The organism is Nonomuraea solani, from assembly GCF_900108335.1.
Taxonomy (GTDB): Bacteria; Actinomycetota; Actinomycetes; order Streptosporangiales; family Streptosporangiaceae; genus Nonomuraea; species Nonomuraea solani.
This window is the reverse complement of sequence record NZ_FNVT01000003.1, coordinates 641,753-666,291: the sequence shown is the minus strand read 5'-3', so window position 1 is coordinate 666,291 and position 24,539 is coordinate 641,753. Positions and strand designations below refer to the sequence as shown.

The following is a 24,539-nucleotide window of genomic DNA, read 5'->3' as shown; positions in this document are numbered from 1 at the left end:
GTCCGGCCGCTATTTACAGCTCTTCTTCTCCGGTACGCAGTGCTTGATCTCCGGATAGCGGGCCGACGGCTCGTTCAGCAGCGGCTGCGGCCGCTCGCGCAGGTGGAGGTCGAAGAAGGCGCGGACGTACCGGCGGGTGAGCTCCAAGGAGCGGGCCCCGGGGATCTTCGCGGCGCCGAGGCCGAGCTGGTCGGCCAGCAGTCCGATGTCGGTGAACGACTCGTGCTCCGCGCCGGTCAGCAGCAGCCAGCGCTTCCACCCGGTCATGAGCTTCCAGTCGCGCTCCCAGGTGGCGGCCGGCGCCTGGCCGGCTCCCGGGGTGTACGTGGACGGCTTGCCCAGGAACATGAACGGCCGCGACACCTTCTTCCCTTCGAGGATCCCGACCGGCGTGGTGCCGTCGATGTCGATTCCGGCCCGCAGCCGGGAGTCCGTGAGCAGGGCGGCGATCACGGCCGCGCCGCCCGCCGAGTGGCCCGCCATCGCCATCCGCGACCGGTCGATCAGCGCCGAGCCCTTCCACTTCGGGCGCGCCCCGGTCAGTTCGTCGAGGACGAACGAGACGTCGGCCGCCCGCACGTTGGACACCTTCGTGAAGAGGCTCTGGTCGTGGTCGCCATTACAGGGCACGCAGGTGGTGACGCGTCCGTCGGGGAAGGCGGTGGCGACGCTCTCGTACGTGTGGTCGATCGCGGCCACGACATAGCCCTGGCTCGCCAGCTCCTCGGACAGGGCGGTCAGCGTGCTGCGGGGTTTCTTGAAACCGGGGGAGAGCACCACCAGGGGCAGGCTCTTCTTGCGCCCGGCCGGTTTCACGTCGGTGAAGGCGTTGGTGCGCGTCTTGCTGAACACGTCGGCCGGCAGACTGGTGATCTCCGACTCCTTGAGAAGGAGCTCCGACTCCTTCGGCGTCATGTACGGGGATCGCTGACGGCCTTTCGCCGTGGCCGGATACCACACGGAGACCATCAGCTCCCTGGCCTTCACGCTGGGCACCCAGGGGTCGGGGCGGGAGGTGTCCTTCAGATACAGGGACGCGATGCCGACGGGGAGGGAACCGGTCGGCGCGGGCAGCCGGGTCGAAGTGTCGGCGTTCGCGGGCGAAACGCTCCCCGCGAACGCGATCAGCCCGGCGACGACCACGAGGCCGCCACGTCGGGGCCTGGCGGCTCGTTCTGTCATACGACGCATGAGTATCCGTTTCTTCCGGTCGGACGGCCGCCTCGACGGGAGGCCCGATGGCGGGAACGAGGCTAGGTCCGGCCGGTCGCGGCGCGCGTCGGCCGTCGCGCCGACATCGTGTCCTTCCCGGGGACGACCGATCGCGGTGTCATCCTTGCGATGTACTCCCGGCGGGCAACGCCCTGGTCATTCAGCACGATGCGCGACGAATCGGGCGGACGGGACAATGTGCTGGTGGCAGTGGACGAATGGTGGCGGCACGCGATCGACCTGTTGCGGCCGGAAGCGCGTACCGCCCGGCCGTCCCGCCGCGCGCTCGCCGTCGACGCGCTGCTCGCGATCGTCCTGAGCGTCGTCGCGCTCTTCGCGGCGGCGAGCCTGGACGAGCCCGCGCGCCAGCCGCACCCGGTGTCCGAGTTCTTGCGGCTCCCGGGCGTGCCGTCGCTCCCGCCCCTGCCCGACCTGCCGTCGCTCCCGGACGCGCCCGCCGTGCCCGTCCCGGCCGCTTCGGACACCGGCGGCGTGCCGCTGCTCCTGGTGGCGCTCACCACGTTGCCGCTGGCGCTGCGGCGCCGGTACCCCCTCGGCGCCTTCTGGGCGGTGCTGACCGCGACGCTGGCCATGGAGGTGGGCGAGACGTGGATCACCGTGCTGTCGGTCGCGATCGCCGCCTACGGCGCCGTCACGCACAGCCGCAACCGGGTGCCCGCCGTGGCCTCCCTCCTGCTCGCGGCCCTGCTCGCGGGCGCGGTCGAGCAGGACATCGTCCCCAGCCTGCCGAGCTGGCTGGGCCCGTACGTGGTCCTGCTGAGCGCCGGGGCCCTGGCGAGCTTCGTACGGTTCTGGCAGCACAGCAGCGACCGCATCGCCGAGCTGCGGCGGACCCAGGAGGAGGCGATGCGCGAGGCGGTCCAGGCCGAGCGGTCCCGGATCGCGGGCGAACTCCACGACGTGGTGACCCACAATGTCAGCGTGATGGTGATCCAGGCCGGCGCCGCCCGCAAGGTGATGGACGCGCACCCGGAGCAGTCCAAGGAGGCCCTGGTCGCGATCGAGGCCAGCGGCCGGGCCGCGATGGCCGAGCTGCGCAACGTCATGGGGCTGCTCGCCGGGCACGACGACGGCCGCCGCGACGGTCTGGAGCCCCAGCCCGGGCTCGACCGGCTGGGCGACCTCGTCGAACGCGTACGCGCCGCCGGGGTGTCCGTGGACGTCGAGGTCTCGCCGCTGCCCGGCCCTCTCCCGCCCGGGGTCGACCTGGCGGCCTACCGCGTGGTGCAGGAGGCCCTGACCAACACGATCAAGCACGCGGCGGGCGCGACGGCGACCGTGACGATCGGCCACGACGGCGACCGGCTGGAGATCGAGGTGACCGACACGGGTGGCGCCCGGACGGACCAGGCGCGCACCGGCAACGGCCGGGGGCTGATCGGGCTGCGCGAGCGGCTGGCCCTCTACGACGGAACCCTGGACGCCGCTCCGGTCGCCGGCGGCGGCTACCGGCTCAGCGCGAGCATCCCCTGGAGGACGGTATGAGCCCGCGCGCCGCGATCTGGAGGGCCGTATGAGCCTGCGCGCCGTCATCGCCGACGACCAGGCGCTGGTCCGCACCGGTTTCCGCATGATCCTCACCGCCGACGGCATCGACGTGGTGGCCGAGGCGGCCGACGGGGCCGAGGCGGTCGCCGCGGTCCGGCGTACCAGGCCGGACGTCGTGCTCATGGACATCCGCATGCCCCAGATGGACGGCATCGAGGCCACCCGCCGAATCGTGGCCCGCGAGGCGAACGAGACCCGCGTCCTCATCCTGACCACCTACGACCTCGACCGCTACGTCTACGCCGCGCTCACGGCGGGCGCCAGCGGCTTCCTGCTCAAGGACGTCACCCCCGAACAACTGGTGGCCGCGGTACGCCTGGTCCGCTCCGGCGACGCCCTGCTCGCGCCCACGATCACCCGCCGCCTGGTCGAACGGTTCGCCCACCGCGACGAGGCCAGGGCCACCCTCCACCGCGACCTGTCCGAGCTGACGCCGCGCGAGCTGGAGGTGCTGCGGCTGCTCGCCACCGGCCTGAGCAACGCCGAACTCGCCGACCGGCTGAGCCTCAGCGCGACGACGGTGAAGACCCACGTCGCCCGCATCCTGTCCAAGCTCGGCCTCCGCGACCGCGTGCAGGCCGTCGTCCTCGCGTACGAGACCGGACTGATCGCCCCGGGCGAACGGCGAGCGTAGAGTGGACGGTGAGCGCTCAGGGCGCCACCAGTCCGCGGAAAGGGCCAAGCCCACCTGATCTTCATCGTGCGATCCAGGCCCGACCTCTTTTCCAGCCTGACCATGCGGACGCCAGGCCACACGGAAAGGAGGCCCTCGTGCCCATCCATCGCCTGCCCGACAACCCCAGCCTCGAACGACTCCGCAAGCAGGCCAAGACCCTGCTGCAGTACGCGAAGGCGGGAGTACCCGAGGCCCGCGCGCTCGTCGCCGAGTTCCACCCCCGGTCACCGGAGACGCCCAAGCTCGCCGACGCCCAGCTCGTCACCGCCCGCATGTACGGCTTCGCCACCTGGCGGGAGCTGAAAGACCACCTGGGCACCGTCGAGCGCTACACCCGCTCCCCGCACCGCGTCGCGCCGAGCGAGGAGCCGGCGGAGGAGTTCCTGCGGCTCGCCTGCCTCACCTACGGCTCCGACCACCCGGGCCGCACCGGCGAGGCCGACCTGCTCCTGGCCCGCCACCCGCACCTGGCCACCGCGAACGTCTTCACGATGGCGGCCACCGGCTCGGCCGACGCCCTGGCCGCCGCGCTGGCCGAGGATCCGGGCCGCGCCGGAGCGCAGGGTGGGCCCTACGGCTGGGAGCCGCTGCTGTACCTGACGTACGCGCGCCTCCAGACCCCGGGCGGCTATGTGGCGGCGGCCCGGCTGCTCCTCGACCACGGCGCCGACCCGGGCGCCGGTTTCCTGTGGGACGGCCTGGTCTCGCCGTTCACCGCGCTCACCGGCGCGTTCGGCGGCGGGGAGGGCGACCAGCCGCCCCACCCGGAGGGCCCGGCGCTGGCCAGGCTGCTGCTGGAGGCCGGGGCCGACCCCAACGACGACCAGACCCTCTACAACCGGGGGCTCGGCGGCTCCTTCTCCGACGACACCGCGCATCTCGAACTGCTGCTGGAGTTCGGCCTGGGCCGTGGCGACGGCGGGTCGTGGCGCGCCCGGCTGGGCCCGGCCCTACAGCCCCCGCGGCAGTTGCTGCGCGAGGAACTCGCCACCGCCGCGCTGCGCGGCGGCCCGAAGCGCACGCGGCTCCTGCTCGCGCACGGCGCGGAGGTGAACGGCCTCGGTGACCATCCGGCGTACGGCGGCCGCACCCCCTACGAGCTGGCCCTGCTGCACGGGCACACCGAGGTCGCGGAGCTGCTCGCCGCCGCGGGCGCCACGGCGGCCCTGGACGAGATGGAGGCGTTCGTGGCCGCCTGCATGCGCGGCGACGCCGCCGCGGTGGCCGCGTTCGGCCGGGAACGCGCGGCCCAGGCGCTCGCCGACGCCCCCGAGCTGATCAACAGAGCAGCCGAACAACGCAAGCCCGCCGCCGTACGCCTCCTCGCCGCCCTCGGCTTCGACGTCGACCACCTGCATCACTCGACCCCGCTGCACGCGGCGGCCTGGAACGACGACGTCGAGACCGCCAGGACCCTGATCGAGCTCGGCGCCGACCCCGCCATCAAGGACACCCGGCACGGCGCGACCCCGCTCGGCTGGGCCGAGTACGGCGGCAAACGGCACACCGCCGCCTACCTGCGAAGTTCGGGGCGACAGCCCGGTAACGAGGAGATATAGGTTGTTCCGCGTGGAATAGCCACTAAAGGCTGAATGGCCATCCGAAATCACGACATAGTCGTCCTGTTTGGGTTGCGAGCGACTTGATCAGCCCTTAGTGTTCCTGAGACATGTTCGCGAGCGCGGAAAACGCGAAGCGTTAAGGGCCGGCCCAGGTTCACCTCCGCCGGCCCGCTTCTCCTGGCTCCGCGCCGGTCGGCTTGTTCCTCGACCGTGGAGGGTTTCGGTGTAGTCCCGGGAGATGTCGGCGCAGGTGGACGGCCCGTGTGGCGTCCCTGGCCGAGGGCTCGGACAGACCGGTCCAGCAGGAATGACGCCATTATATCGTTCCACCGAGACATTTACTCTGCGTAAACACGCATGAAATATGTCCCGATCTAGGAGGTTTTGCAGTCCCCATGGCTTCGTACTATGAGAAAATCGGCGGGGCCCCCACCGTCCGCGAAGCGGTCGACCGGTTCTACGTGGTCGTGCTGGACGACGTCGATCTCAAGCCCTATTTCGACGGCGTCGACATGGCGAGGCTCAAGCGGCACATGGTCATGCTGCTCTGCTCCGTGCTCGGCGGTCCGGAAGTGTACGAAGGCCACGACCTGGCCGACGCGCACAGGGGTATGGGCGTCACGGGGGAGGACTACCAGAGGGTCGGCGGCCATCTCATCGGAGTGCTCCGGGAGTTAGGCGCCGGCGAGGACGTCGTCGAGCACGTCGTCGCGACCCTGGGCGCGGTGCGCGGGGCCATCGTGGAGCAGCCCGCAGAGGCAGCCGGTTAAGTGGACACGCAAGCTCTGAAGGACAGCTGGCACCTGGTCGCACAGTCGGGCGACCAGGTGCCGCTGTTCTTCTACTCCGCCTTATTCCTGATGTACCCGGAGACGCGCACCCTGTTCCCGGTGTCCATGGCCACCCAGCGAGACCGCCTGGTCAACGCGCTGGGGCACGTCGTCAGCAATGTCGACCGGGTGGACGACCTGGTGCCCTTCCTCCAGCAACTCGGCCGCGACCACCGCAAGTTCTCCGTGGTCGCGCAGCACTACCCCGCCGTCGGGGAGGCGCTGCTCGCCACCCTGGGGCATTTTCTCGGCGATCGCTGGACGCCGGCCCTGGCGCATGACTGGTCGCAGGCGTACGGACTGGTCGCCAAGGTGATGACCGAGGCGGCCGACGAGTCGTCGGCCACGTCGCCACCCTGGTGGGAGGGCGAGATCATCCTCCACGAGGTGCGCGCCCCCGGCATCGCCGTGATCCGGGCCCGCCTCAACTACGCCTACCCCTTCCGCGCCGGGCAGTCCGCGTCGGTCTCGATCGCGCTGCGGCCGAAACTGTGGCGCTTCTTCTCCTTCGCCAACGCGCCGCGCCGTGACAACACCATCGACCTGCACGTACGCGTCGTCGACGGCGGCACGGTCAGCACGGCCCTGGTGCACGGCGCGCAGCGCGGCGACATCCTGAAGGTGGGCGCCCCGGTGGGCGACCGGCTGACCCTCGACACGAGCCGCCCCAGGGAGCTCGTCCTGGTCGCCGGCGGCACCGGCCTGGCGCCGCTCAAGGCGCTGGTGGAGCAGGTGGCCTACGAGGGGCCGCGCAGCAACGTCCGGCTCTTCGTGGGCGCCAGGACCTCCAGGGAGCTGTACGACCTGGAGGCGCTGTCCAAGCTGGACGCCGAGAACCCGTGGCTGAGCGTGGTGCCCGTCGTGTCCAATGACGCCTTCTACAGCGGTGAGCACGGATACGCGGTGGACGTCGCGCTGAAGGGCTGGCGCGGTCAGGATGTATTCGTATGCGGCTCAGAAGAGATGGTCCAGAGCTCGGTCGCCCGGCTCCTGGACGCCGGCGTGCCGCCCGAGCTAATCCGCTTCGACGAGTTCACCAGTGCTGGAGGTAGGGCGCAATGACGGGAGAGACGCCATGGGCACAACGCCCATCGAACGACCGCCAGCGACTTACGCCTGATCGCGTACGGAACAAGGACTTCTCACGCACCAAGCTCGGTCACCGCGGCTACAGCGAGGACGAGGTACGCAACTTCCTGTACCGCATGGCCGACGACATGGCGGCCGGCGACACGGAGAAGGCCGATCTGCGCGCCGAGATCGACCGGCTGAAGAACTGGTACAAGGACCACGGCACCGACGTCGCCAACCCCGCCGCGCGCGGCACCAGGCTCAACGTCGACGCGGTCAACCTCCTGTCCCGCGCCCAGCAGACGGCGGACGCCCAGATCGCCGAGGCGGAAGACTACGCCCGCCGCCTGGTGGCCCAGGCGCGCGGCCAGTACGAGCAGGTCCTGCAGGAGGCGCAGCAGCGCGCGGAAGACGCCGCCAGCCAGGCGGTGCACGTCTACCGTTCGAGCGGCGGTGCCCAGTCGGCCGAGGCCGAGGAGCTGGAGCGCCGGATCGCCTACCTGCGCACCTTCGCGGAGGTCACCCAGGTCCAGTTGCGCGCGGTCCTCGAAGGGCTGGCCAACGAGGTCAACAAGCTGGGCACCCTTCCGGAGACGGGCCGGCAGGCCGCCTACTCCTCCTTCAGCCAGGACTGACCGGATGACGCGGCGCGGGCAGGTGCTGGTGGTGCTGGGGCTCCTGCCGGCGGCCGCCTTCGTGGCCGGTCACTACCTGGCCATGCGGGACGCCGTCGGCCAGGTGCTGACCGGCCCGGGCGCGTACGAGGTCAGGCAGGACGGCGGCCTGGCCGAGGACATGGCGGGCGTGCGGGCGGAGGGCGGGCCGCGAGGTCTCCTCGCCGGCTTCGCGGCGCTCGCCGTGACGTGCCTCGGCCTGCTGTCGGCCGGGCTGCGGGGGCGGGCCAGGACCATCGCGGCGCTGCTGGCGGGCGCCGCGTGGCTGCTCTATCCGGTCGTCGCGGTCCGCACGCTCGGCCAGCTCGGACGGCTCATGCTCGGAGACGGCGGCAACACCGGCTTCCCCCACGACTACGCCGGGTGGCTGCCCTGGCTGCTGCTCGTGCTGGTGGCGGCCGCCGTGCTCCAGGCGACCGGCCTGCTCTCCGGAGTCCGCCGGTACGAGCAGGTGGTGTAGCGACCCGGCGACGGTGCGCGGGTGGTGCCCCCGGGACCACCCGCGCCCGCGGATCCCGGCCCGCGGGCCGTCGCCTCGGACGCCCGCTTCAGCCCGGCTGAAGCCTCTGGTCAGCTCCCGGCCGGCGGGTACGCCTCGGGGTTCGTCTTGGGGTCGGGCAGCTTGTCCCACGACGGGTCCTTGACGACCTTGCAGGGCTGGACCGGGCCGGTGATGACGAAGCCCGCGAACTCCCACAGGACTCGGGGCTTGTCCGGGCCCGAGCTCTGGTCGCTGTTCTCGACGAACTCCATGACGGCCGTCTGCCCCGTCTTGATGTACTGCGGGCTGATCCGTACCTCGCCACGGCCCAGCTTGAACGCCTTGGCGTTCTGCGACTGCTCCATCGCCTCCTCGATCTTCTTCTGGACGGCGGGATCCTTGCTCTGCAGCTCCTCCTTGGGGAAGGACGGGCTGCCCTCGCTCTTCCCGCGCCCGGTGGCGCACCGGGTGCCGGGCTTGACGTACGAGACGTCGGCGGTCAGACCGGCCGCCGCCAGGTCCTTCTCCACCTTGTCGGGGTCCCTGAACTCGTTGATCTTCAAGGTGATCGTGCCGTCGTCGTGCTTGGTGACCGCGTAGGCCGGGCTCTCCGACCCGATCAGGAACGGCACCGCGATGGCCGCGGAGGCCGCGATCCCCGCCACCGCCGCCCCCGTGATCAGGCGCCGCCGTACGAGCCGGCGCCGAGCCTGGTTCCTGGCCACGATCTCGGCCTTGAGTTCCATCAGTACGTGCTCCTTGAAATTCATCGTGTTCCTTCCATGACGAAGGGAGCCATCTCCGGCACGTCCCTGAGCGTGCGGCGGGCGCGGTGCAGCCTGGCCCTGGCGGCCCCCTGCCGGATGCCCAGAGCGGTGGCCGCCTCGCCGATCGAGAGCTGGTCGATGACGACCAGTTCGAGCATCGCGCGATCACCGTCCGGGAGTCCGGCCATGGCCTGGAAGGCCCGCCGGGCCAGGCTCTCCGCGTCGATCCGGGCTTCGAGCTCGGCGACGTCGTCGGAGTCGAGCGGCCTGTGCCCGCCCACCCGGTCGGCCAGCCTCGTCTCCTTGAACACCCGCCGCCGCTCGGCCGAGAGGGTGTTGCGCGCCACGCCGTACAACCACGCGATCTCGCTGCCTCGTCCGGGCCGGTAGGTGTGGGCGGAGTCGAGCACCGCCACGAACACCTCCGCGACCAGGTCGGCGACCGTGTTCGGGTCGGCGACCCGGCGGGCGAGGAACGAGGTGATCGCGTCGACATGGCGCCGGTAGAAGGCCTCGAAGGCGTCCGGGTCCGTGGCGATGTCCGCCTGTCTGAGACGCACCGGCCATGCTCCCTTCGTCGATTACACCCCTTCTTGGTCAGTCGCTGAGAAAGTGTTATGAGATGGGACCAACGTTCTCACTGGGACATACGAGGATGCTTGGTCGTTTTCGCCTGTGCGGGGTGTGGCGATGGTGCCGCTGGCCGCCGACATGTGGACGTACCTGGCCTGCAACGACGACCGCCGGCTCGCGTTCCCGCCGCACCACGGCTGCCCGCCGGCGTCCGCCGCGACGAGCGACAGATGGGGAGCCACCGTTGTCTGGCGGTGTGGGCCACGGTGGCGGCGAGGGACGCCCGCTGGGCGCTGGCGAGCGCGATCTACGTGTGGACCGGCCTCGCCCTCTTCCAGTTCGGTGGCGGGGACGTGACCTGGCACAGCACGCGCGACTTTCTCTATTGGGGCGGATCATCGCTGCTCGTGCTCATCTCCTTCGCGCTGGCCCGTCGTAGCGGCCGGGTGATCTGAACGCGGGGCTAACATTGGGCGAGTGACCGCTTGCACACCGTCATCATCGGCGCTCCGCGCCCTCATGGTGGACCGGCTGCGGGAGACCGGCTCGATCCGGTCTCCCGAGGTCGCCGAGGCGTTCGCGAAGGTGCCTCGCGAGAAGTTCGTGCCGGAAGCCGAGCTCGCCGCCGCCTACTCCTACCGGGACCACATCGTCACCAAGCGCAGCCCCGACGGCTGGGCCATGAGTTCCGTCAGCGCCCCATGGCTGCAGGCCCAGATGCTGGAAGCCGCGCGGATCGGCCCCGGCGCGCGGGTGTGGGAGATCGGGTCCGGTGGCTACAACGCCGCGCTGATCGCCGAGCTCGTCGGGCCCGAGGGCTCGGTGATCTCCATGGACATCGACCCGTTCGTCACCGAGCGCGCCGCCCGCTTCCTCGCCGAGACCGGCTATCCGCACGTGAAGGTCGTCCTCGGCGACGCCGAACACGCCGCCGAGGAGTTCGCGCCCTTCGACGCCATCCTGGTCACCGTCGGCGTCTGGGACTGCCCATGGGGGCACCTGCTCGCCCCCGAGGGCCGGATGGTCGTACCGCTGCGGTTCGCCGGGATCACCCGGGCGATCACCTTCTCCGCCGACGGTGACCGGCTCGTCGGGCTGGATCCGACCGTGTGCGGGTTCGTACCGGTTCAGGGCGCGGGAGCCCACCGGACGCGGCTCGCGTCGCTGGCCGGTGGCGCCGTGACGCTGACGATCGACGGCGGTCCTGATCTCGACACCGCCGCGCTCGACCGGGCGCTGGCCAGTCCCAGGACCGTGCGCTGGACGAGCGTGGAGATCGGCGACGACGTTCCGTTCGACACGATGCACCTGTGGCTCGCGACCGTGGACGACACCTTCGGCATCATCTGGCGCGACCCGGACGCTGGCGACGACCTCGCCGAGCCCGCCCTGCGCTGGTTCACCCCGGCGCTCATCACGCCCGGTAGCTTCGCCTACCTCACCATGCGCGACATCGGCTTGCGGTGCCACGAGTTCGGCGTCCGCGCGCACGGGCCGGGTGGTGAGAAGCTCGCTCAGCGGCTCCTCACCCACGTTCAGACCTGGGATCGCGACTGGCGTGACCACCCCGGGCCGGCTTTCGCCCTCTATCCCAAGCACGCCGCCGTGCCCGTCCCGGTGACCGGCCGCGTCTTCCAGAAGCGCCACACGCAGCTGGTCCTCGAGTGGTAGCCGTCAGGAGAGCGTCAGGGTGAGGGTGGCGGTGTAGGCGCCCGGTCTGGTGCCGGCCGGGACGTTCAGGGTGAGGTCCGCCGCGCACGCGGAGACGCCGGTCCCGGTGCCGGTGGCGGCCGAGCATAGCGTGGTGGCCTGGCCCAGCGCGGCGCCGGGGCCCGGTGCGGCGGCGCCGTCCGTGCTCGGACGCCAGCCCAGGGCCGAGGCCGCGATGGCGCCACCCGCCGCCGAGGTGAAGTCCGTAACCTGCCCGACCAGGCTCCATCCCGCCACGGTCCCGCGCTGGTCGGTGACCGTGGCGGTGTTGAGCGATCCGGTGGCGGACTGGCCGGCGTTCGCGGCCGTGAGGGTGGCCGCGGTGCCGGCCACGCTCAAGGTCAGGTGGCCCGCGACCACCTGCGCGCTGACGGTCTGTGAGGCGGCGGCGCCGCCTTCGAGGGCCAGGAGGGCGGCCGCGGTGGCGATGCGCCCCGCCGGGTTGGTGAAGATCGCGCGGTACTGGGTCCTGTCCTGCTCGGCGCGTACGGTCAGCGTGGTGGTGTTCGCGCCCGGTACGTCGGCCCACTCGCCGCCGGAGGGCCTGGCCTGCCACGTGACCGCCGGCTCCGGTGCGCCGGTGGCCGACGCGGTGAAGGTGACCTGCTCACCCCGGGCGGCCGTGACGCTGCGCGGGTTCTGGCCGATCGTGGGCGACTGGTTGCGGGTCAGTACGGCGAGGCGGTCCTGGGTGTTGTCCGGTACGTACACCTTGTCGTCGGGCCCGATGGCGATGCCGTACCGCGCGACACCGCCCGGTATGCCCTCCTCCACGAGCTTGCCGTCCCGGTAGACCAGCACGTCCGAGCCGAGGGCGCGGGACGCGTACAGGTCGCCGGTCCGCGGGTTGACCGCGAGGGAGGTCTGGTAGAGCACCGTACGGAAGGTCTCGACCCCCGACGGGGTGATCTTGGTGACGTTGCCGAAGAGGCTGCCCGCGTAGAGGGTGCCGTCGGGCGCGAAGGCCAGGAGCTGGTGGGCGTCCTCGACGACCGTGGCGCCCGCCAGCGTCGCCGGGTCGTGGCGGACGACGCCGGGCTTGGTCCCCGCCCCCGTGTACGGGGTGCCGTCCGGCGCGACGGCCACCGACGACGCGTACGGCCGGCTCACCGTGGCGGCGACCTTCCAGGCGTCACCGTCACGCGTGAGCAGGGAGAGCCTGGCGTCGCCGAGGTTGGCGCCCGCCTCGAAGTGGATCACGTAGATCCGGTCGCGTTCGAGGTCGAGCGCGAGAGCCTGGGCGTAGGTGGCGTTCAGGGCGAGGAGTTCGACGCCGTCGCGCCACAGGGTGACGGTGCTCTGGTCGCCCTCCTGGCCGTACGTGCGGCCGGTGAGCACGTAGACGTCGCCGGTGGCCGAATCGACGCGTACGTGCTGGGCGCCCGGAATGTCGGTGCTCGTGCCCCCGGGGACGGCGGTGACCTTGCCGGCGCCGGCCGCGTACACGCGGTTCCGCCGCTGGTCGACGTCCACACTCGTGATCCCGGCGAGCCCGGGGGAGAGCGCCTCGGAGGTGTGCTTGACCGTGCCGGGCGGCGTCCACTCCTCCCCGGGCTCGCCGGGATCGCCCCCGCCTTCGGGGACGGGGGCCTGCGAGCCCGGCGCCGGAGTGCCGCCGGGGCCGTCGTAGGTGACGGTGACCGGGTCGAGCGCCTCGCCCTCGCCGTAGAAGTCGGCGAAGGCGGGCACCCCGGCCGCGGTCAGCGCGGCGGGCAGGTCCGTCCAGGTGCTGCCGTCGGGGGTGTTGAGCGTCAGGGTGGCGAGGTCCACGACCGGGTACGACACCGGCTTCGTCCCGTCCAGCGGCAGACTGGTGACGTCGGCGTACAGTGTGCTGCCCGTCGCCCCGATCGCCACCTGCGGATTGGCGATCAGGAGGTCGAGCGCGCCCGAGTGGCCGGTGAAGCGGACCTGGCCGGTGTAGGAGAGCAGGACGGTCCGCTGCTCGGTGTCGTAGGTGCCCTTGGCCAGCGGGAAACGGAAGGTGCCGTCGCCGTTGTCGGCCGCCCCGCCGCCGGTGGTGATGGTGCCGTGGGCGATGGAGCCGGTGATGTAGGTGCGGAAGCTCTCCTTCACGCCCCAGTCGAGGGTGCCGACGGTGATGGCGACGGTGTCGGCGCGCGCCGACGGAGCGGCGGTCAGTAAGGCCGCCGCGGCCAGGATCGAGGCGATCGCGCCCCGGAGTACACGCATGGTTCAGCTTTCTCGTGTCGGCCCTACGACGCTGTCGTCGAAGGGAAGCAGGGTCTCCGCCCAGGGGAAGATCACGTGCCAGAGCAGGGCGGCGACGGCCGTCAGCAGGACGGCGCAGCACAGCAGCCGGGTGACCGGTCCGCCGGGCAGGCGGCGCCAGAGCCAGGCGTACATCAGGTCTCTTCGAGTGCGGCGTGGATGACCAGCCGCTGGTAGTTGGCCATTTTGGGGTGGCAGGTGGTGAGCGTGAGCAGCCGCTCGCCGGGCCGCGCGTCCAGCACCTCGACCGCCTCGGGCGTCACCACGAGCCGCTCGGTGACGCGGTAGACGTAGGCGGCGCTGCGCGTCTCGACCATGATCGAGTCGCCGTCGCGCAGCAGGTCGAGATCCCAGAAGAAGGCCGGGATGCGGTGCGCGGCGACGGCGAAGTTGCCCTTCTGGCCGGGGTGCGCGGTCTCCGGGTAGTGGCCGGGGCCGCGCTTGAGCGCCTTCTGTGAGACGCCCTCCACGACCACCCAGCTCTTCTTCAGCCGGGGGATGCGCATCCGGCTGACGGGCTCGGGCTCGGGCTCGGGCTCGCCGGCGGAAACGGCGACGGGCTGGACGGGTTCGGTCCAGACCGTCGCCAAGTGGGCCTGCTGCTGTTCGATCTCGCCGTCCGTACCGTAGAGGCCATAAGCGGCGAAAAAGGTCAGCACGACGCCGCAGGTCAGCACCAGCTCGCCGAAGATCCCCGCCGCGCGGGCCAGCAGCAGTCTCATCGCCTGGCCACCACGAGCGGGACCCCCGTCCTGGGATGCGGCAGCACCTCGATGGCGTGCTGGTAGACGCGGGAGAGCAACTCCTCCGTGAACACCTCGCCCGGCGGCCCGCACGCCGCCACGACACCCTCCGACAGCACCGCTACACGGTCGGCGTAGGCGGCGGCGAGCGCCAGATCGTGCAGGACGACCACCAGGGCGTCGCCCGCCGCCGCCCGTTCGCGGGCGATGCCCAGCACGGCCTCCTGGTGGCGGATGTCCAGCGCGGCCGTCGGCTCGTCGAGCAGCACCATCGGCGCGCGCTGGGCGAGCACCCTGGCCAGGGAGACCCGGGCGCGCTCGCCGCCGGACAACTCCTGGAAGGAGCGGGTACGGAAGTCGCGGGTCGACGTACGTTCCAGCTCGGCCTCGACGATCTCCTCGTCGTATCGCTCCTGCGGGGTGCGTTCCCACGGCGCGCGGCCCATCGTCACCACCTCCTCGACCGTGAACGGGAAGGAGAGGGTGAGCTGCTGCGGCAGCACGGCCCGCCGCAGCGCCTGCTCGCGTGCCGTCCACTCGGCCAGGGGCCGCCCGTCCAGGTGTACGGCTCCCGACGCCGGTCGTTCGTCCCCCGCCAGGACCGACAGCAGCGTGGACTTGCCGGAGCCGTTCGGCCCGACGAGGGCGAGCACCTCACCGGCCACGATGCTCAGGTCGACGCCGCGCAGCACCTCGGCGCGGCCGTACCCGAAGCGCACGCCCCGGCTCTCGGCGTAGACCGCGCCCGCCGCGGGCCGTTCCGGCGTCATGCCCAGCCACCCTGTTTGGCCCGGGTACGCATCAGCAGCCAGAAGAAGAACGGGCTGCCGATCAGCGCGGTCAGCACGCCGAGCGGCACCTCGGCGGGCGCCGCCACGGTCCTGGCCACCAGGTCGCCGCCGGTGAGCAGCACCGCGCCGCCCAGCGCGCTGGCGGGCAGCAGGACGCGATGTCCCGGCCCGGTGGCCATGCGGACGAGCTGCGGCACGACCAGGCCGACGAAGGTGATGATGCCGGCCACCGCCACCGCCGCCGCGCTGAGCAGGGCGACGAGCACGATGCAGGCCAGCCGTACCCGCTCCACCTCCACCCCCAGATGGCGGGCGGAGCGCTCGCCGAGCGAGAGCAGGTCGAGCGGCCTGGCCAGCCGGGGCGCCGCCAGCAGCCCCAGGGCGGCGCACGGCGCGACGGCGAGCACCGTCTGCCAGGACGCGCCGCTGAGGCTGCCCAGCGTCCAGAACGTGATCGAGCGCAGCTCGGCGTCGTCGGAGAAGAACGTCAGCAGCCCGATGGCCGCCCCCGTGAAGGCGTTGAGCGCGATGCCGGTCAGCAGCAGCGTGATCACCTCCGCGCGGCCCCGGTTCCTGGCGACCAGGTAGACGCCGACGACCGAGACCAACCCGCCCGCGAAGGCGGCGGCGCTCACCGACCACGTGCCCAGCAGCGTGAACCCGCCCACGATCGCCGTTACGGCGCCGAGCGCGGCGCCCGACGAGATGCCGATGACGCCCGGCTCCGCCAGCGGTGTGTGGAAGACGCCCTGCATCAGCGCCCCGGCCACGCCGAGGCTGGCGCCGATGAGCACACCGAGGACCACGCGCGGGAAACGTACATCCCACAGGACAGTCTCGGTGAGCGGGTCGAGCGGCGCGCCTTCGGACAGGCCCACCCGGCTCAGCACGGAGCCCAGCACGTCGGCCGGCCCCGCCGGGTAGGCGCCGCTCGCGCCGGCGGTCAGGAAGATGACGGCGAGCGCGCCCGCGAGCCCGGTGATCAGCAGCGCACCGGTCCTCATGTCGCGTACAGCCGTTCGACGAGCGTCTCCAGTACGCGGGCGGTGCGCGGGCCGAAGTTGAGCAGAGAGCCGTCCTCGACGTCGATGACGCGACGGTGCCGCCCGGCGGGCGTCTGCGCGATGCCCTGGATCTTGACCAGTCCGTCGATGCCGCCGACGGAGGCCAGGCCCTTGCTCATGACGAGAATGACGTCGGGCCGGGCGGCGATCAGCGCCTCGGTGGTGATCGGGGTGAACGCCTTGGTCAGGCCCATCGCGGAGCCCGCGTCCACGCCGCCCGCCGCCTCGATCATGGAATCGGCTCCCGAGCCCTTGCCGCCGATCAGGTAGATCCCGGCGGTGCCCCGGAGGTAGAGGAAGGCCACCCGTGGCCTGGGCGCGCCGGTCGGAGCCTTGGCCCGCGCCGCCCGTACCTGCGCCTCGGTACGCTCGGCCAGCCGCTCACCGGCGCCCGGCACGCCGAGGGCCTTGGCGATCGCCTTGATGCGCGGCGTCACTTCGGGCAGGCTCCACGCGGGATCGACGATGACGACGGGAATGCCGGATCCGCGCAGTTGCTCCATCGCCTCGGGCGGGCCGGTGTCACGGTCGGCCAGGATCACGGTCGGGCGCAGCGACAGCACACCCTCGACGGAGACGTCGTGCGCTCGGGTGACCAGCGGCAGGTGCGCGGCCTGCGGGAACGTCGCGGCGATGTCCCGGCCGACGACGTTGCCGCCCAGGCCCAGGGTGAAGACGACCTCGGAGATCGCGCCGGTGAGGGGCAGGATCCTGGAGACGTCGGTGACGGTGATCTTCCTGCCGTCCGCCGAGGTCAGCTTCACGGGCAGGTCCGGCCGGGGCACGTCGGGGAGGATCTCCAGCGGCGGGGCCGTCTGTACGGGGGCCCTCGGTGCGCTCGGGGGCGGCGTGCTCGCGCAGCCCGTGACGCTTGCGCAGCCTGTGATGCTCGCGCAGCCCGTGACGCTCGCGCAGCCCATGATCGCGAGTGCCAGCGTCACCAGCCGGATTCTCATGCCGGTTTCCTGCGCCGCGCCACGACCACCGCGCCGGCCGCCAGCACCAGCACGCCACCGGCGCCCGCCGCCACCGCGCCGGTGGGGAAGCCGCTCGCGAACGTGACGCGGACGAACACGTCCTGGCTACGGTCGGCCGTGCGGGTGTGGTCGGCCCGGGTGACGACGCCGCAGGCGACCTCGCGGCAGTCGAAGACCTGGGAGCCCTCGGCCGCCACGCCGATGACCGGGCTGATCTTGAGGGTCGCCGTGAACGATCCGGCGTCGCCGTACGGCTGGGCCAGCCCCTGGCCGTACTTGGGTGGGTTGGAGGAGATCCACTTCGACGCGCCGGACGCCCCGGACATGTCGGCGCCGCCACCGCACGGGGTGGGCGGTTCGCCCGGCTTGGGCAGGACGCAGAAGGCGACGTACACGCCCTTGGAGGTGTCGTAGCCCTGGCCGGTGACCGTGATCGTCTGCCCGTCCGGGGACAGACCGGCGGCCTGGGAAACCGTCAGCCGCTGGCCCGCCGTACCGGTGGCGGCGGGGGCGGGGGAGAGGGCGAGCGCCAGGGGCAGCAGCAGGCACGAGGCCGCCACTTTATGACGTTGTGTCATCAAATTCTTGACTTTCTCCCTCGGAGGTGATCCAATCACGGCGAACTTAGGTAAGGCTCACCTAACAAGGGCGAGATCAATCTACACGCAAGACAAGGGAGTGTCCACGTGGTGGTTGCGACCCGCCTGCTGGTCGCGGCGGGAATCCTGGTGATCCTCGCCGGGCCCGCACAGGCCGACTCGGCTTCGGCGACCGGTCCGCAGGGGCAGACGCTGACCGTGTCCGAGGCGGCGCTGGACCCGGCGGGCGAGGAGATCACGGTCACCGGGGCCGGGTTCGACGCTGCCAAAGGCATCTACGTGGCCGTCTGCCTGGACAAGGGCGCCGGACAGCTCGCCACTCCGTGCGTGGGCGGGGTCGACATGAGCGGGAGCAGCGGCAGCTCCAAGTGGATCTCCTCCAACCCGCCCGACTACGGCAAGGACCTGGCCATGCCGTACACGGACGAAGGCGGTGGCAAGGGCGGGTTCAGCATCCGGCTGGGGGTGAAGGCCAAGGACGACATCGGGACGGACTGCACGGCGGCGGGGGTCAAGTGCGTCGTCTACACCAGGGCCGACCACACCCGCAGCGCGGACCGGACCCAGGACGTCAGGATCCCGCTCACGTTCTCAGCAGGCGGGGGCTCTACCCCGTCCCCGTCCTCTTCCTCGTCCTCTTCTCCGTCTCCGTCTGTGACCCCAACCCCGGTGGCCACCTCCTCCAGCGGGGACGTCGAGACGCAGATCGACGCCAAGGTCGAGCAGACGCCGACCGCCACGCCCACCCGGCGGGCCAAGCTCGCCAAGACCGGCGTGGACGTGTGGACGGCCACCGTCGTCGGGCTCGCCGTCCTGGCGGGCGGCGGAATGCTCATGTACGTCGGCCGTGAGCTCCGCGCCGGCGCCCGCCGGTAGAGACGTCGCCGGAGACCCTCCGGCGCGACCGGGGCGTCAAACCCCCCTTTACAGAAAGTGAGGACCATGAGCACCCTGAAGCTGCGGCGAGCCGCAGTGGTGATGGCCGGAATGGCGTTAGCCCTCGGTTCACTGGCCGGACCCGCCCTGGCGGACGTCAGCGCCACCGGTCCCCAGGGCCAGACGCTGACGGCCGCCAAGGCCGAGATCGATCCCGCCGGCGAGAGCATCCGCGTCACCGGTACGGGATACGACATCGGCAAGGGCATCTACCTCGCCTTGTGCGTGTCCAAGGGCGCGGGGCAGGTGGCCACGCCGTGCGTGGGCGGCATCGACATGACCGGGCAGAGCCACGGCATGTACTGGATCTCCTCCAACCCGCCGCCGTACGGGGTCGGGATCGCCAAGCCGTACACGGACGAAGGTGGTGGCAAGGGCGGGTTCGACCTCAACCTGGACGTCAAGGCCGTTGACGACCAGGGAACGGACTGCAGGGCGGCCGGGGTTCAGTGCGTCGTGTACACCAGGGCCGATCACACGCGGGGCGGTGACCGTACGCAGGACGTACAGATTCCTGTGACGTGGAAGACCGGAGGCGGCAACCCGGACCCCGGGACCGACCCGGTCGCCACCGCCGACCAGACCCTGTCGGTCGACGTCACCGGCGGCGCCCTGTCGCTGTCGGTGGCCGGTGACGCGGTCGCGCTGTCGGCCGCGACCGTCGGCGGCACCGCCACCGGGCAGATGAACGCGGCGAAGGTCACCGACCAGCGCGGCAGTTCGGCCGGGTGGAGCCTGGTCGGCCAGGTGGGCGACTTCAGCGGCGACGCGGGCACCATCCCCGCGGCGCAACTGGGCTGGACGCCGACCGCCACGGGCGACGGTGTCACCGCGGGTGGGGTCGTCCAGCCGGGCACGGGCTTCGGCACCGCGGCGGCGCTCTGCTCCGCTCCCACCGGCAAGGGCGCCGGCGCCTCGGACTGCGGGGCCGCGCTCAAGCTCGGTATCCCGGGCGGGACGAAGCCTGGCGGCTACAGCGCCACGCTGACGCTCACCCTGTCGTAAGCCGGGTGGTGGACGCCTCAATCGTCCACCACCCTATTCACGAAGGTTAATCGCCATGAAGCAGCTGGTCGCCGCCCTCGCCTTACTGGCCGGCTGGACCGTACCGAACGCCGGCGCCGTGAGCTGGGCGGCGTCAGACGCCGGCGCCGTGACCTTGGCCGCGGCTGAGGTCGGCGCCACGAGCCGGATCATGTCGAGTGCCGATGACTATCGCTGGGCCGTGCAACCCTCCTCGGCGACCGGCCCGACCGGCCGCGACTACTTCGTCTACGACGTCCGCCCCGGCCAGACGATCACCGACTACGTCGGCGTCACCAACCTGGGCGGCGACCCACTGACCGTGAACATCTACGGCACCGACGCCTTCACCACCCCAGACGGCTCGTTCGCCCTGCTCACGGCGGACCGGGCGGCATCCGACGTCGGCACCTGGATCGCCGTCTCCACCGTCACGCACACCATCGGACCGGGCGCCCGGGTCGACGTCCCCATCGCCATCACCGTGCCCACCGACGCCACACCCGGAGACCACGTGGGCGGCGTCATCGGCTCGGTCTCCGGCGAGGCGCTCTCCGGAACCGGGCAGCGCATCAAGGTCGACAGGCGCGTAGCCGCCCGCGTCTACCTGCGAGTCGCCGGACCCCTACGGCCCGCCCTCCAGTTCGACGCCCTCGACGTGACCTACGACAATCCGGTCAACCCCTTCGCGGGCGGCGGCGCCGAGATCACCTACACCCTTCGGAACACCGGCAATGTACGGCTGGGCGCCGGCAGCGAGGTCAGCCTGGCCGGCCCGCTGGGCTGGACACTCGGCACGCGGGACAAGGAACTGCCCGAGGTGCTGCCGGGAAGCACCCTGACCATCAAGGAACGGTTCGCGAACATCTTCCCCGCCGGCCGCATCACGGCCACCGTCAGCCTCGCTCCACGCATGGCCGTCTCCGAACCGATCGCCCGCGCCACAGGCCGCTGGGCCGTCCCCTGGCTCCTCGCCGCCGCTCTCGCCCTCGCCGCCGTGGTCGTCACCATACGTATACGGCGCCGCCGCCGATGAAGGCTCTCCTCCTCCTCGGCTACCTGCTCCTGACCACCCCAGCCCCCGGCTCACCCTCCGCGACCGGTCTGTTCTCCGCCATGACCCCGGCACCGGATCCATCCTCCGTGACGGAGGCCGTACCAGCCATAGAACTCGATCGGACGGCGGCCACCGTCGGCGAGACGATCACCGTCACGTTGGGCGGATGGCCGCCGGGCAACGTACTCGTCGAGGTCTGCGGCAACGAACGCCGCGGCGGTTCGAGCGACTGCGCCATCTCCGGCGGGGTCGCCGCCGTGGTGCTCGACGGCGGCACCACCCGAGTCCCCCTGCCCCTGCCCGCCCCACCGGTCGCCTGCCCCTGCGTGGTCGCGGCCACCGCGGTGACCGGCGTCGCCGCCACGACCGTACCCCTCCAGCTCTCCGGCGCCCCCCAGACGGCGGCCGCCCAGAACACCGGCACCCCCAAGCTCACGATCATCGACACCGCCCTGCCCGAGGGGCCGTCATGGTGGTGGCTGTTCGGCCTGTCCGGCAGCACCCCCTTGGACATCACCATCAGAAACGACGGTACGGCCGCCGCGGAGAACCCGCCCGTCTCCCTCCAGTCCGGCCCCGAGGGAGGTCCTGGCGCCATCATCACCTCGCCAGCCATCGGCACGATCCAGCCGGGCCAACAGCACACATTCCGCGTGGAGGTACCGCTGGAGGCCCCGGTCTTCGGCCCGTTCGAGGTGTCGGGCACGATCCAGGACACCGTCCTGCGTACCGGCGAGTCGGTCTACCCGTTCGGCCTGCTCGCCCTGCTCGTCATCCCGCTCCACCTGACCACCGCGTGGCTCGTCTTCACCGCCCCGATCCCCAGCAGGCCGGCCCGGGAGCTCACCACCGCGTGACGCCTCATTCGGCGCATATCCTCTCTCTTATGGAGGCACTCGCCCTACGGCTGTCGCACCTGGACTCACAGGCCGGAGGCGCGATCCGGGTCGTCATGTTCTACGACACGCTGATGCGCCGGCGGGTCGATCTCCCGGCACTCGCCCGAGCCTCGGCGGGCCTGGCCGAGTGCGTGGCCGGCATCCGGATCCACGGCACCGGCCAGGTGATCCGCATGGCGCCGGACGGCAGACGGGCCTCCACCCCGCCACCGCCCACCCCCACCACGGTGCCCATCACCCTCGACGAGGAGGAAATAGGCACGGTGTGGCTGGAGGTCCCCGGATCACCGGGCCTGCTCGACGAACTCCTGCTGGACCGACTCGCCCTCGCCGCGGCGGCGGTCATCGAGAGGTACGGCCCCGCCCACACCACCATGGCCGACCCCGCCCTCGTCGAACTCGCGATCAGCTCCGACAGCGACGAGGCCGCCAGAGCCAGGGCACTACGCCTGCTGGGCTTCGCCGCCGACATGCCCGTCCACGTCGTCGCCGTACACTCGAAACTCCCCCTCGACCAGGTCGGCGCCCAGATCTGCCCGGCTCGCCCGGTAAAGGCGGCACCCCTCGCCGACGTAGGCGTCATATTGGCCACCACCGTCGACCCGGCCCGCTTCCCGCCAGGCGTACACGCGGGCATCGGCACCGCGGAAACCATCGCCCACTCCTGGCAGCAGGCCCGCACGGCCCTCCGCTTCACCACCCCCCGCGAACCCGTCATCCGCTACGCCGACCTGGGCGTACTGGCTCTCCTGGCCGAAATCCCCCAGGACGCCGCCCGCGGCAACGCCGACGTGGCGGCGATCGCCCGCCTCGCCGAAAACCCGGAAGACCTGGAAACCCTGGACGCCTACTGCGCCACCGGATCCCTCCGCCGCGCCGCCGACCTCCTCCACCTCCACCACAGCAGCGTCTCCCGCCGCCTCGAACAACTCGGAAAAACCCTGGGCATCGACCTCACCGACCCCACCGGAATGACCCGCGCCCGATTCGCCCTGACAACATGGCGCCTGCTGCTTACGTAGAGCGAATGGGACGAAGCGCCCCTGACGCCCACGAAGACTTCATGCGCGTCGCGCACCCCACCCTTCAACCAGGCCGGGGCCACCATCGCCGAGCAGCCCACTGGTGACCTCCGCCCACACCGACGCGCCCCGTCACCGCCTCCCGGCCGTCTGCGACATCGCGGACATGCGCCACTTGAACCTCCCGGCTCCTACGACGCGGAGCTGATGTGATTCACCAGCGCGAATGCCGCTGGGACGACCACCGCGGTTGCGGAAGGCGTGCACCGCGCCCTCGACGCTGACCTGCAGGTAGTTCTGTAGAAGAAGGGAGCGCTTAATGCGACGCCGCGGCGATGGTGGCCTTGAGGGCGGCATCGAGCGGGGTGGCGGTCGTGCCGAAGGTGTTCTCGAACGCCGAGGAGTCGACGACGAAGGGGTGGTCGAACTGGTAGCGCGTCTCTTTCAGCTCACGGATGACGGGGTTGAGCAGCTCGAGTGCGAGCAGGATCGGCGCCGGCGGGCGGCTGAGGCGCGGTGCGGGCGCTCCGGCGAGTTCGCACAGCCGCCCGGCCAGTGCGCGGGCCGATAGCGCCGGGTTGGTGGGGGTGTGCCAGGCGCGGCCCCAGGCGCGCTCGTCGGTTGCCGCGATGGCCATCGCGGCGGCCACGTCGGGCAGGTAGGTCCACGAGTGGGGCTGGTCGGCGTCGCCCAGGAAGGACGTGCTCTTGCCGGCGAGCAGCGAAGGCACGAAGCGGGTGCCGACGGGGGTCTGGTCGCTGGCGCCCGGGCCGAAGTAGTCGGAACTGCGGATCTCGGTGACGCGGACACGGCCGGCCTGATGCGCGGCCAGCGCGTCCGTCCACATCTTGACGCGGACACGGCCCTTGACGCCGGAGGGGGCGAGGGAGAGGTTTTCGACCATCGGCGTGGTCACGGGTCCGTAGGCGTAGAGGTTGCCGGCGGTGACGAGTACCGCGCCGGTGGCCTCGGCGGCGGCCAGCAACGCGGAAGCCAGCGGCGGCCAGTCCTGGGCCCAGCGGGGGTAGGCGGGACCCGCGCAGTTGTGGAGGGCGTCAGCGCCCTTGACGATCCGGGTGAGCCGGTCGCGGTCGGTGAGATCGGCCGCGATGGACTCGACGCCGGCTGGGCCTCCGCCCGACCTGCTGATCACGACGACCTGGTGCCCCTGTGCGCGCAGGTGCTCGGCGAGGTGCTTGCCGACTTGTCCCGCTCCTGCGATGACGTGCTTGCCCATGATTTCCTCCGCTTTGGTGCGCCGCTCTCTTGCGAGATCAATGCTCTCTCAGGATGGCATCCACGTCAAGAGCAGTGCTCTCGTTTCAGGTCGTCGATCTGATCGGACCAACGCGGCAGGTTATGGGCGAGCGCATGCCATACCCCAGTGATCTGCGGGTGAGGGCTGCCGGTCGGCAACCCCCACGGCGCTTGTGCCACTCGGCCGGCCGATTGCAGTTTCGCTCAGGGACGGCGGCACGGGCGTGTCGCCGCGTCGGCTGCTAGGAGACCGGCGTGCTGGAGGATCAGCCCGACGGTCTCGGCCAGGGTGCTGTCCTCGTCGATGATCATCTCTATGGTGTCGGGCAGGATGTCTCGCTCGACGTACCACTGCCGCATGTCATCGGGGCTGAACCGGCTGCGCTGAGGCCGCGTCTGGTGTCTGCGAAGTGTCTCCTCCCAGGAGACGTCCAGATAGTAGCCGCGGCTTGTGCCTCGATGGTCGCGAAACAGCGCTTGCAGCATCTCTCCGTAACGGCTGCGGGCGAGGATGCCTTCGAGGATGACGTGGTGGCCGGCGTCCAGGGCGTAGCGGCACATGACGTCGAGCAGCCCGATGTTCACAGCGTCTGGTTCGTCGTGCTCGCGCAGGATCTCGCGGCGTACCACGTCCTGACCGATGAGGGCCATGCCGCGCTGGCCGTATGTTTCCCGCACGGTCCGGGCCACGGTGGACTTGCCCGATCCGGAGTTGCCGCGGATGACGATCAAAATCGTGTCCGGTGAGCCGGTGAGCACTGTACGACGCTACAGGGTCGCTGCCAGTAGGAAGCGGCAGACGCCGAGGAGGTGG

At 71.4% G+C, this 24,539-nt stretch carries 26 protein-coding genes; 14 read left to right on the top strand and 12 right to left on the bottom strand.

The features are described from left to right. Window positions 1–9: 9 nt before the first annotated feature. Window positions 10–1,182 carry an alpha/beta hydrolase family protein gene (locus C4V41_RS14145; protein ID WP_235030110.1) on the bottom strand — a complete coding sequence of 391 codons (1,173 nt, stop codon included), beginning with the start codon at window positions 1,180–1,182 and terminating at the stop codon, window positions 10–12. Between the two features lie 234 nt (window positions 1,183–1,416). On the opposite strand from C4V41_RS14145, the gene C4V41_RS14140 reads away from it, so the two are divergent. The 7 genes from C4V41_RS14140 (at window position 1,417) to C4V41_RS14110 (ending at window position 8,054) form a co-directional block, all read left to right on the top strand. Further along, on the top strand, window positions 1,417–2,718 hold the full coding sequence (locus tag C4V41_RS14140; protein ID WP_235030109.1) for a sensor histidine kinase: 1,302 nt from the start codon (window positions 1,417–1,419) through the stop codon (window positions 2,716–2,718). A gap of 28 nt (window positions 2,719–2,746) precedes the next feature. After that, window positions 2,747–3,415, top strand: a complete 669-nt coding sequence (locus C4V41_RS14135) for a response regulator (protein WP_103956267.1) — start codon at window positions 2,747–2,749, stop codon at window positions 3,413–3,415. Window positions 3,416–3,552: 137 nt separating this feature from the next. Continuing rightward, window positions 3,553–5,016: an ankyrin repeat domain-containing protein gene (locus C4V41_RS14130; protein WP_103956266.1), complete on the top strand. Its 1,464-nt coding sequence runs from the start codon at window positions 3,553–3,555 to the stop codon at window positions 5,014–5,016. 398 nt (window positions 5,017–5,414) lie between these two features. After that, window positions 5,415–5,789: a group I truncated hemoglobin gene (locus C4V41_RS14125; RefSeq protein ID WP_103956265.1), complete on the top strand. Its 375-nt coding sequence runs from the start codon at window positions 5,415–5,417 to the stop codon at window positions 5,787–5,789. Beyond that, window positions 5,790–6,911 (top strand): globin domain-containing protein, encoded by a 1,122-nt coding sequence (locus C4V41_RS14120; protein WP_103956264.1) that lies wholly within the window; start codon window positions 5,790–5,792, stop codon window positions 6,909–6,911. Next, a complete protein-coding gene (locus C4V41_RS14115) occupies window positions 6,908–7,555 on the top strand; it encodes a DivIVA domain-containing protein (protein ID WP_103956263.1) in 648 nt (215 codons plus the stop codon). The genes C4V41_RS14120 and C4V41_RS14115 overlap by 4 nt, the downstream gene beginning before the upstream one ends. A 4-nt stretch (window positions 7,556–7,559) precedes the next feature. Continuing rightward, the gene (locus C4V41_RS14110) at window positions 7,560–8,054 is read left to right on the top strand and encodes a hypothetical protein (RefSeq protein ID WP_103956262.1); all 495 of its coding nucleotides are present in this window, start codon (window positions 7,560–7,562) and stop codon (window positions 8,052–8,054) included. Window positions 8,055–8,164: 110 nt separating this feature from the next. On the opposite strand, the gene C4V41_RS14105 is transcribed toward C4V41_RS14110, so the two are convergent. Both C4V41_RS14105 and C4V41_RS14100 read right to left on the bottom strand, forming a co-directional pair. Then, window positions 8,165–8,845 carry a hypothetical protein gene (locus C4V41_RS14105; RefSeq protein WP_103956261.1) on the bottom strand — a complete coding sequence of 227 codons (681 nt, stop codon included), beginning with the start codon at window positions 8,843–8,845 and terminating at the stop codon, window positions 8,165–8,167. Further along, a complete protein-coding gene (locus C4V41_RS14100) occupies window positions 8,842–9,402 on the bottom strand; it encodes an RNA polymerase sigma factor (RefSeq protein WP_235030108.1) in 561 nt (186 codons plus the stop codon). The genes C4V41_RS14105 and C4V41_RS14100 overlap by 4 nt, the downstream gene beginning before the upstream one ends. 243 nt (window positions 9,403–9,645) lie before the next feature. Here C4V41_RS14100 and C4V41_RS14095 point away from each other — a divergent pair, with 243 nt between their 5' ends. Further along, window positions 9,646–9,870 carry a hypothetical protein gene (locus C4V41_RS14095; RefSeq protein WP_103956260.1) on the top strand — a complete coding sequence of 75 codons (225 nt, stop codon included), beginning with the start codon at window positions 9,646–9,648 and terminating at the stop codon, window positions 9,868–9,870. Window positions 9,871–9,892: 22 nt separating this feature from the next. Then, window positions 9,893–11,086, top strand: coding sequence for a methyltransferase, FxLD system (gene fxlM / locus C4V41_RS14090; protein WP_146103653.1), 1,194 nt, complete (start codon window positions 9,893–9,895; stop codon window positions 11,084–11,086). Between the two features lie 3 nt (window positions 11,087–11,089). Here the strand turns inward: fxlM and C4V41_RS14085 are convergent, their stop codons facing one another. Genes C4V41_RS14085 through C4V41_RS14060 form a run of 7 tightly spaced genes read right to left on the bottom strand, consistent with a single transcriptional unit; the run spans window position 11,090 to window position 17,492 of the window. Next, a complete protein-coding gene (locus C4V41_RS14085; RefSeq protein ID WP_103956258.1) occupies window positions 11,090–13,318 on the bottom strand; it encodes an HtaA domain-containing protein in 2,229 nt (742 codons plus the stop codon). A gap of 3 nt (window positions 13,319–13,321) precedes the next feature. After that, window positions 13,322–13,492 (bottom strand): hypothetical protein, encoded by a 171-nt coding sequence (locus C4V41_RS62915; protein ID WP_200823966.1) that lies wholly within the window; start codon window positions 13,490–13,492, stop codon window positions 13,322–13,324. Beyond that, on the bottom strand, window positions 13,492–14,079 hold the full coding sequence (locus C4V41_RS14080; protein WP_103956257.1) for a class E sortase: 588 nt from the start codon (window positions 14,077–14,079) through the stop codon (window positions 13,492–13,494). The genes C4V41_RS62915 and C4V41_RS14080 overlap by 1 nt, the downstream gene beginning before the upstream one ends. After that, window positions 14,076–14,870 (bottom strand): heme ABC transporter ATP-binding protein, encoded by a 795-nt coding sequence (locus tag C4V41_RS14075; protein ID WP_103956256.1) that lies wholly within the window; start codon window positions 14,868–14,870, stop codon window positions 14,076–14,078. Before C4V41_RS14075 ends, C4V41_RS14080 begins: the two co-directional genes overlap by 4 nt. After that, window positions 14,867–15,895 carry a FecCD family ABC transporter permease gene (locus tag C4V41_RS14070; RefSeq protein WP_103956255.1) on the bottom strand — a complete coding sequence of 343 codons (1,029 nt, stop codon included), beginning with the start codon at window positions 15,893–15,895 and terminating at the stop codon, window positions 14,867–14,869. Before C4V41_RS14070 ends, C4V41_RS14075 begins: the two co-directional genes overlap by 4 nt. Further along, window positions 15,892–16,911 carry a heme/hemin ABC transporter substrate-binding protein gene (locus C4V41_RS14065; RefSeq protein ID WP_103956254.1) on the bottom strand — a complete coding sequence of 340 codons (1,020 nt, stop codon included), beginning with the start codon at window positions 16,909–16,911 and terminating at the stop codon, window positions 15,892–15,894. Before C4V41_RS14065 ends, C4V41_RS14070 begins: the two co-directional genes overlap by 4 nt. Then, window positions 16,908–17,492 (bottom strand): hypothetical protein, encoded by a 585-nt coding sequence (locus C4V41_RS14060; protein WP_235030107.1) that lies wholly within the window; start codon window positions 17,490–17,492, stop codon window positions 16,908–16,910. Before C4V41_RS14060 ends, C4V41_RS14065 begins: the two co-directional genes overlap by 4 nt. Window positions 17,493–17,618: 126 nt before the next feature. On the opposite strand from C4V41_RS14060, the gene C4V41_RS14055 reads away from it, so the two are divergent. From C4V41_RS14055 to C4V41_RS14035, 5 genes are all read left to right on the top strand, one after another. Further along, complete coding sequence (locus C4V41_RS14055) at window positions 17,619–18,407, top strand: hypothetical protein (protein WP_103956252.1); 789 nt, start codon at window positions 17,619–17,621, stop codon at window positions 18,405–18,407. Window positions 18,408–18,473: 66 nt separating this feature from the next. After that, complete coding sequence (locus C4V41_RS14050) at window positions 18,474–19,472, top strand: WxL domain-containing protein (RefSeq protein WP_103956251.1); 999 nt, start codon at window positions 18,474–18,476, stop codon at window positions 19,470–19,472. Window positions 19,473–19,527: 55 nt separating this feature from the next. Then, window positions 19,528–20,526, top strand: a complete 999-nt coding sequence (locus C4V41_RS14045; protein ID WP_103956250.1) for a WxL protein peptidoglycan domain-containing protein — start codon at window positions 19,528–19,530, stop codon at window positions 20,524–20,526. Next, window positions 20,523–21,404 (top strand): hypothetical protein, encoded by an 882-nt coding sequence (locus C4V41_RS14040; protein ID WP_146103652.1) that lies wholly within the window; start codon window positions 20,523–20,525, stop codon window positions 21,402–21,404. The genes C4V41_RS14045 and C4V41_RS14040 overlap by 4 nt, the downstream gene beginning before the upstream one ends. Window positions 21,405–21,433: 29 nt before the next feature. Then, window positions 21,434–22,468 (top strand): PucR family transcriptional regulator, encoded by a 1,035-nt coding sequence (locus C4V41_RS14035; RefSeq protein WP_103956248.1) that lies wholly within the window; start codon window positions 21,434–21,436, stop codon window positions 22,466–22,468. A 316-nt stretch (window positions 22,469–22,784) separates the two neighbouring features. Here C4V41_RS14035 and C4V41_RS14030 read toward each other — a convergent pair whose 3' ends face one another. After that, window positions 22,785–23,705 carry an NAD-dependent epimerase/dehydratase family protein gene (locus C4V41_RS14030; protein WP_103956247.1) on the bottom strand — a complete coding sequence of 307 codons (921 nt, stop codon included), beginning with the start codon at window positions 23,703–23,705 and terminating at the stop codon, window positions 22,785–22,787. A gap of 224 nt (window positions 23,706–23,929) precedes the next feature. Continuing rightward, complete coding sequence (locus C4V41_RS14025; RefSeq protein WP_103956246.1) at window positions 23,930–24,484, bottom strand: AAA family ATPase; 555 nt, start codon at window positions 24,482–24,484, stop codon at window positions 23,930–23,932. Window positions 24,485–24,539 lie beyond the last annotated feature (55 nt).

Coding starts and splice junctions, on each gene's coding strand:
- C4V41_RS14115 (WP_103956263.1), top strand. CDS start 6,908: ATGACGGGAGAGACGCCATGGGCACAACGCCCATCGAACGACCGCCAG.
- C4V41_RS14145 (WP_235030110.1), bottom strand. CDS start 1,182: ATGACAGAACGAGCCGCCAGGCCCCGACGTGGCGGCCTCGTGGTCGTC.
- C4V41_RS14105 (WP_103956261.1), bottom strand. CDS start 8,845: ATGAATTTCAAGGAGCACGTACTGATGGAACTCAAGGCCGAGATCGTG.
- C4V41_RS14065 (WP_103956254.1), bottom strand. CDS start 16,911: ATGAGAATCCGGCTGGTGACGCTGGCACTCGCGATCATGGGCTGCGCG.
- C4V41_RS14110 (WP_103956262.1), top strand. CDS start 7,560: ATGACGCGGCGCGGGCAGGTGCTGGTGGTGCTGGGGCTCCTGCCGGCG.
- C4V41_RS14040 (WP_146103652.1), top strand. CDS start 20,523: ATGAAGGCTCTCCTCCTCCTCGGCTACCTGCTCCTGACCACCCCAGCC.
- C4V41_RS14030 (WP_103956247.1), bottom strand. CDS start 23,705: ATGGGCAAGCACGTCATCGCAGGAGCGGGACAAGTCGGCAAGCACCTC.
- C4V41_RS14045 (WP_103956250.1), top strand. CDS start 19,528: ATGAAGCAGCTGGTCGCCGCCCTCGCCTTACTGGCCGGCTGGACCGTA.
- C4V41_RS14085 (WP_103956258.1), bottom strand. CDS start 13,318: ATGCGTGTACTCCGGGGCGCGATCGCCTCGATCCTGGCCGCGGCGGCC.
- C4V41_RS14080 (WP_103956257.1), bottom strand. CDS start 14,079: ATGAGACTGCTGCTGGCCCGCGCGGCGGGGATCTTCGGCGAGCTGGTG.
- C4V41_RS14070 (WP_103956255.1), bottom strand. CDS start 15,895: ATGAGGACCGGTGCGCTGCTGATCACCGGGCTCGCGGGCGCGCTCGCC.
- C4V41_RS14035 (WP_103956248.1), top strand. CDS start 21,434: ATGGAGGCACTCGCCCTACGGCTGTCGCACCTGGACTCACAGGCCGGA.
- C4V41_RS14135 (WP_103956267.1), top strand. CDS start 2,747: ATGAGCCTGCGCGCCGTCATCGCCGACGACCAGGCGCTGGTCCGCACC.
- C4V41_RS14125 (WP_103956265.1), top strand. CDS start 5,415: ATGGCTTCGTACTATGAGAAAATCGGCGGGGCCCCCACCGTCCGCGAA.
- C4V41_RS14075 (WP_103956256.1), bottom strand. CDS start 14,870: ATGACGCCGGAACGGCCCGCGGCGGGCGCGGTCTACGCCGAGAGCCGG.
- C4V41_RS14050 (WP_103956251.1), top strand. CDS start 18,474: ATGAGCACCCTGAAGCTGCGGCGAGCCGCAGTGGTGATGGCCGGAATG.
- C4V41_RS14095 (WP_103956260.1), top strand. CDS start 9,646: ATGGGGAGCCACCGTTGTCTGGCGGTGTGGGCCACGGTGGCGGCGAGG.
- C4V41_RS62915 (WP_200823966.1), bottom strand. CDS start 13,492: ATGTACGCCTGGCTCTGGCGCCGCCTGCCCGGCGGACCGGTCACCCGG.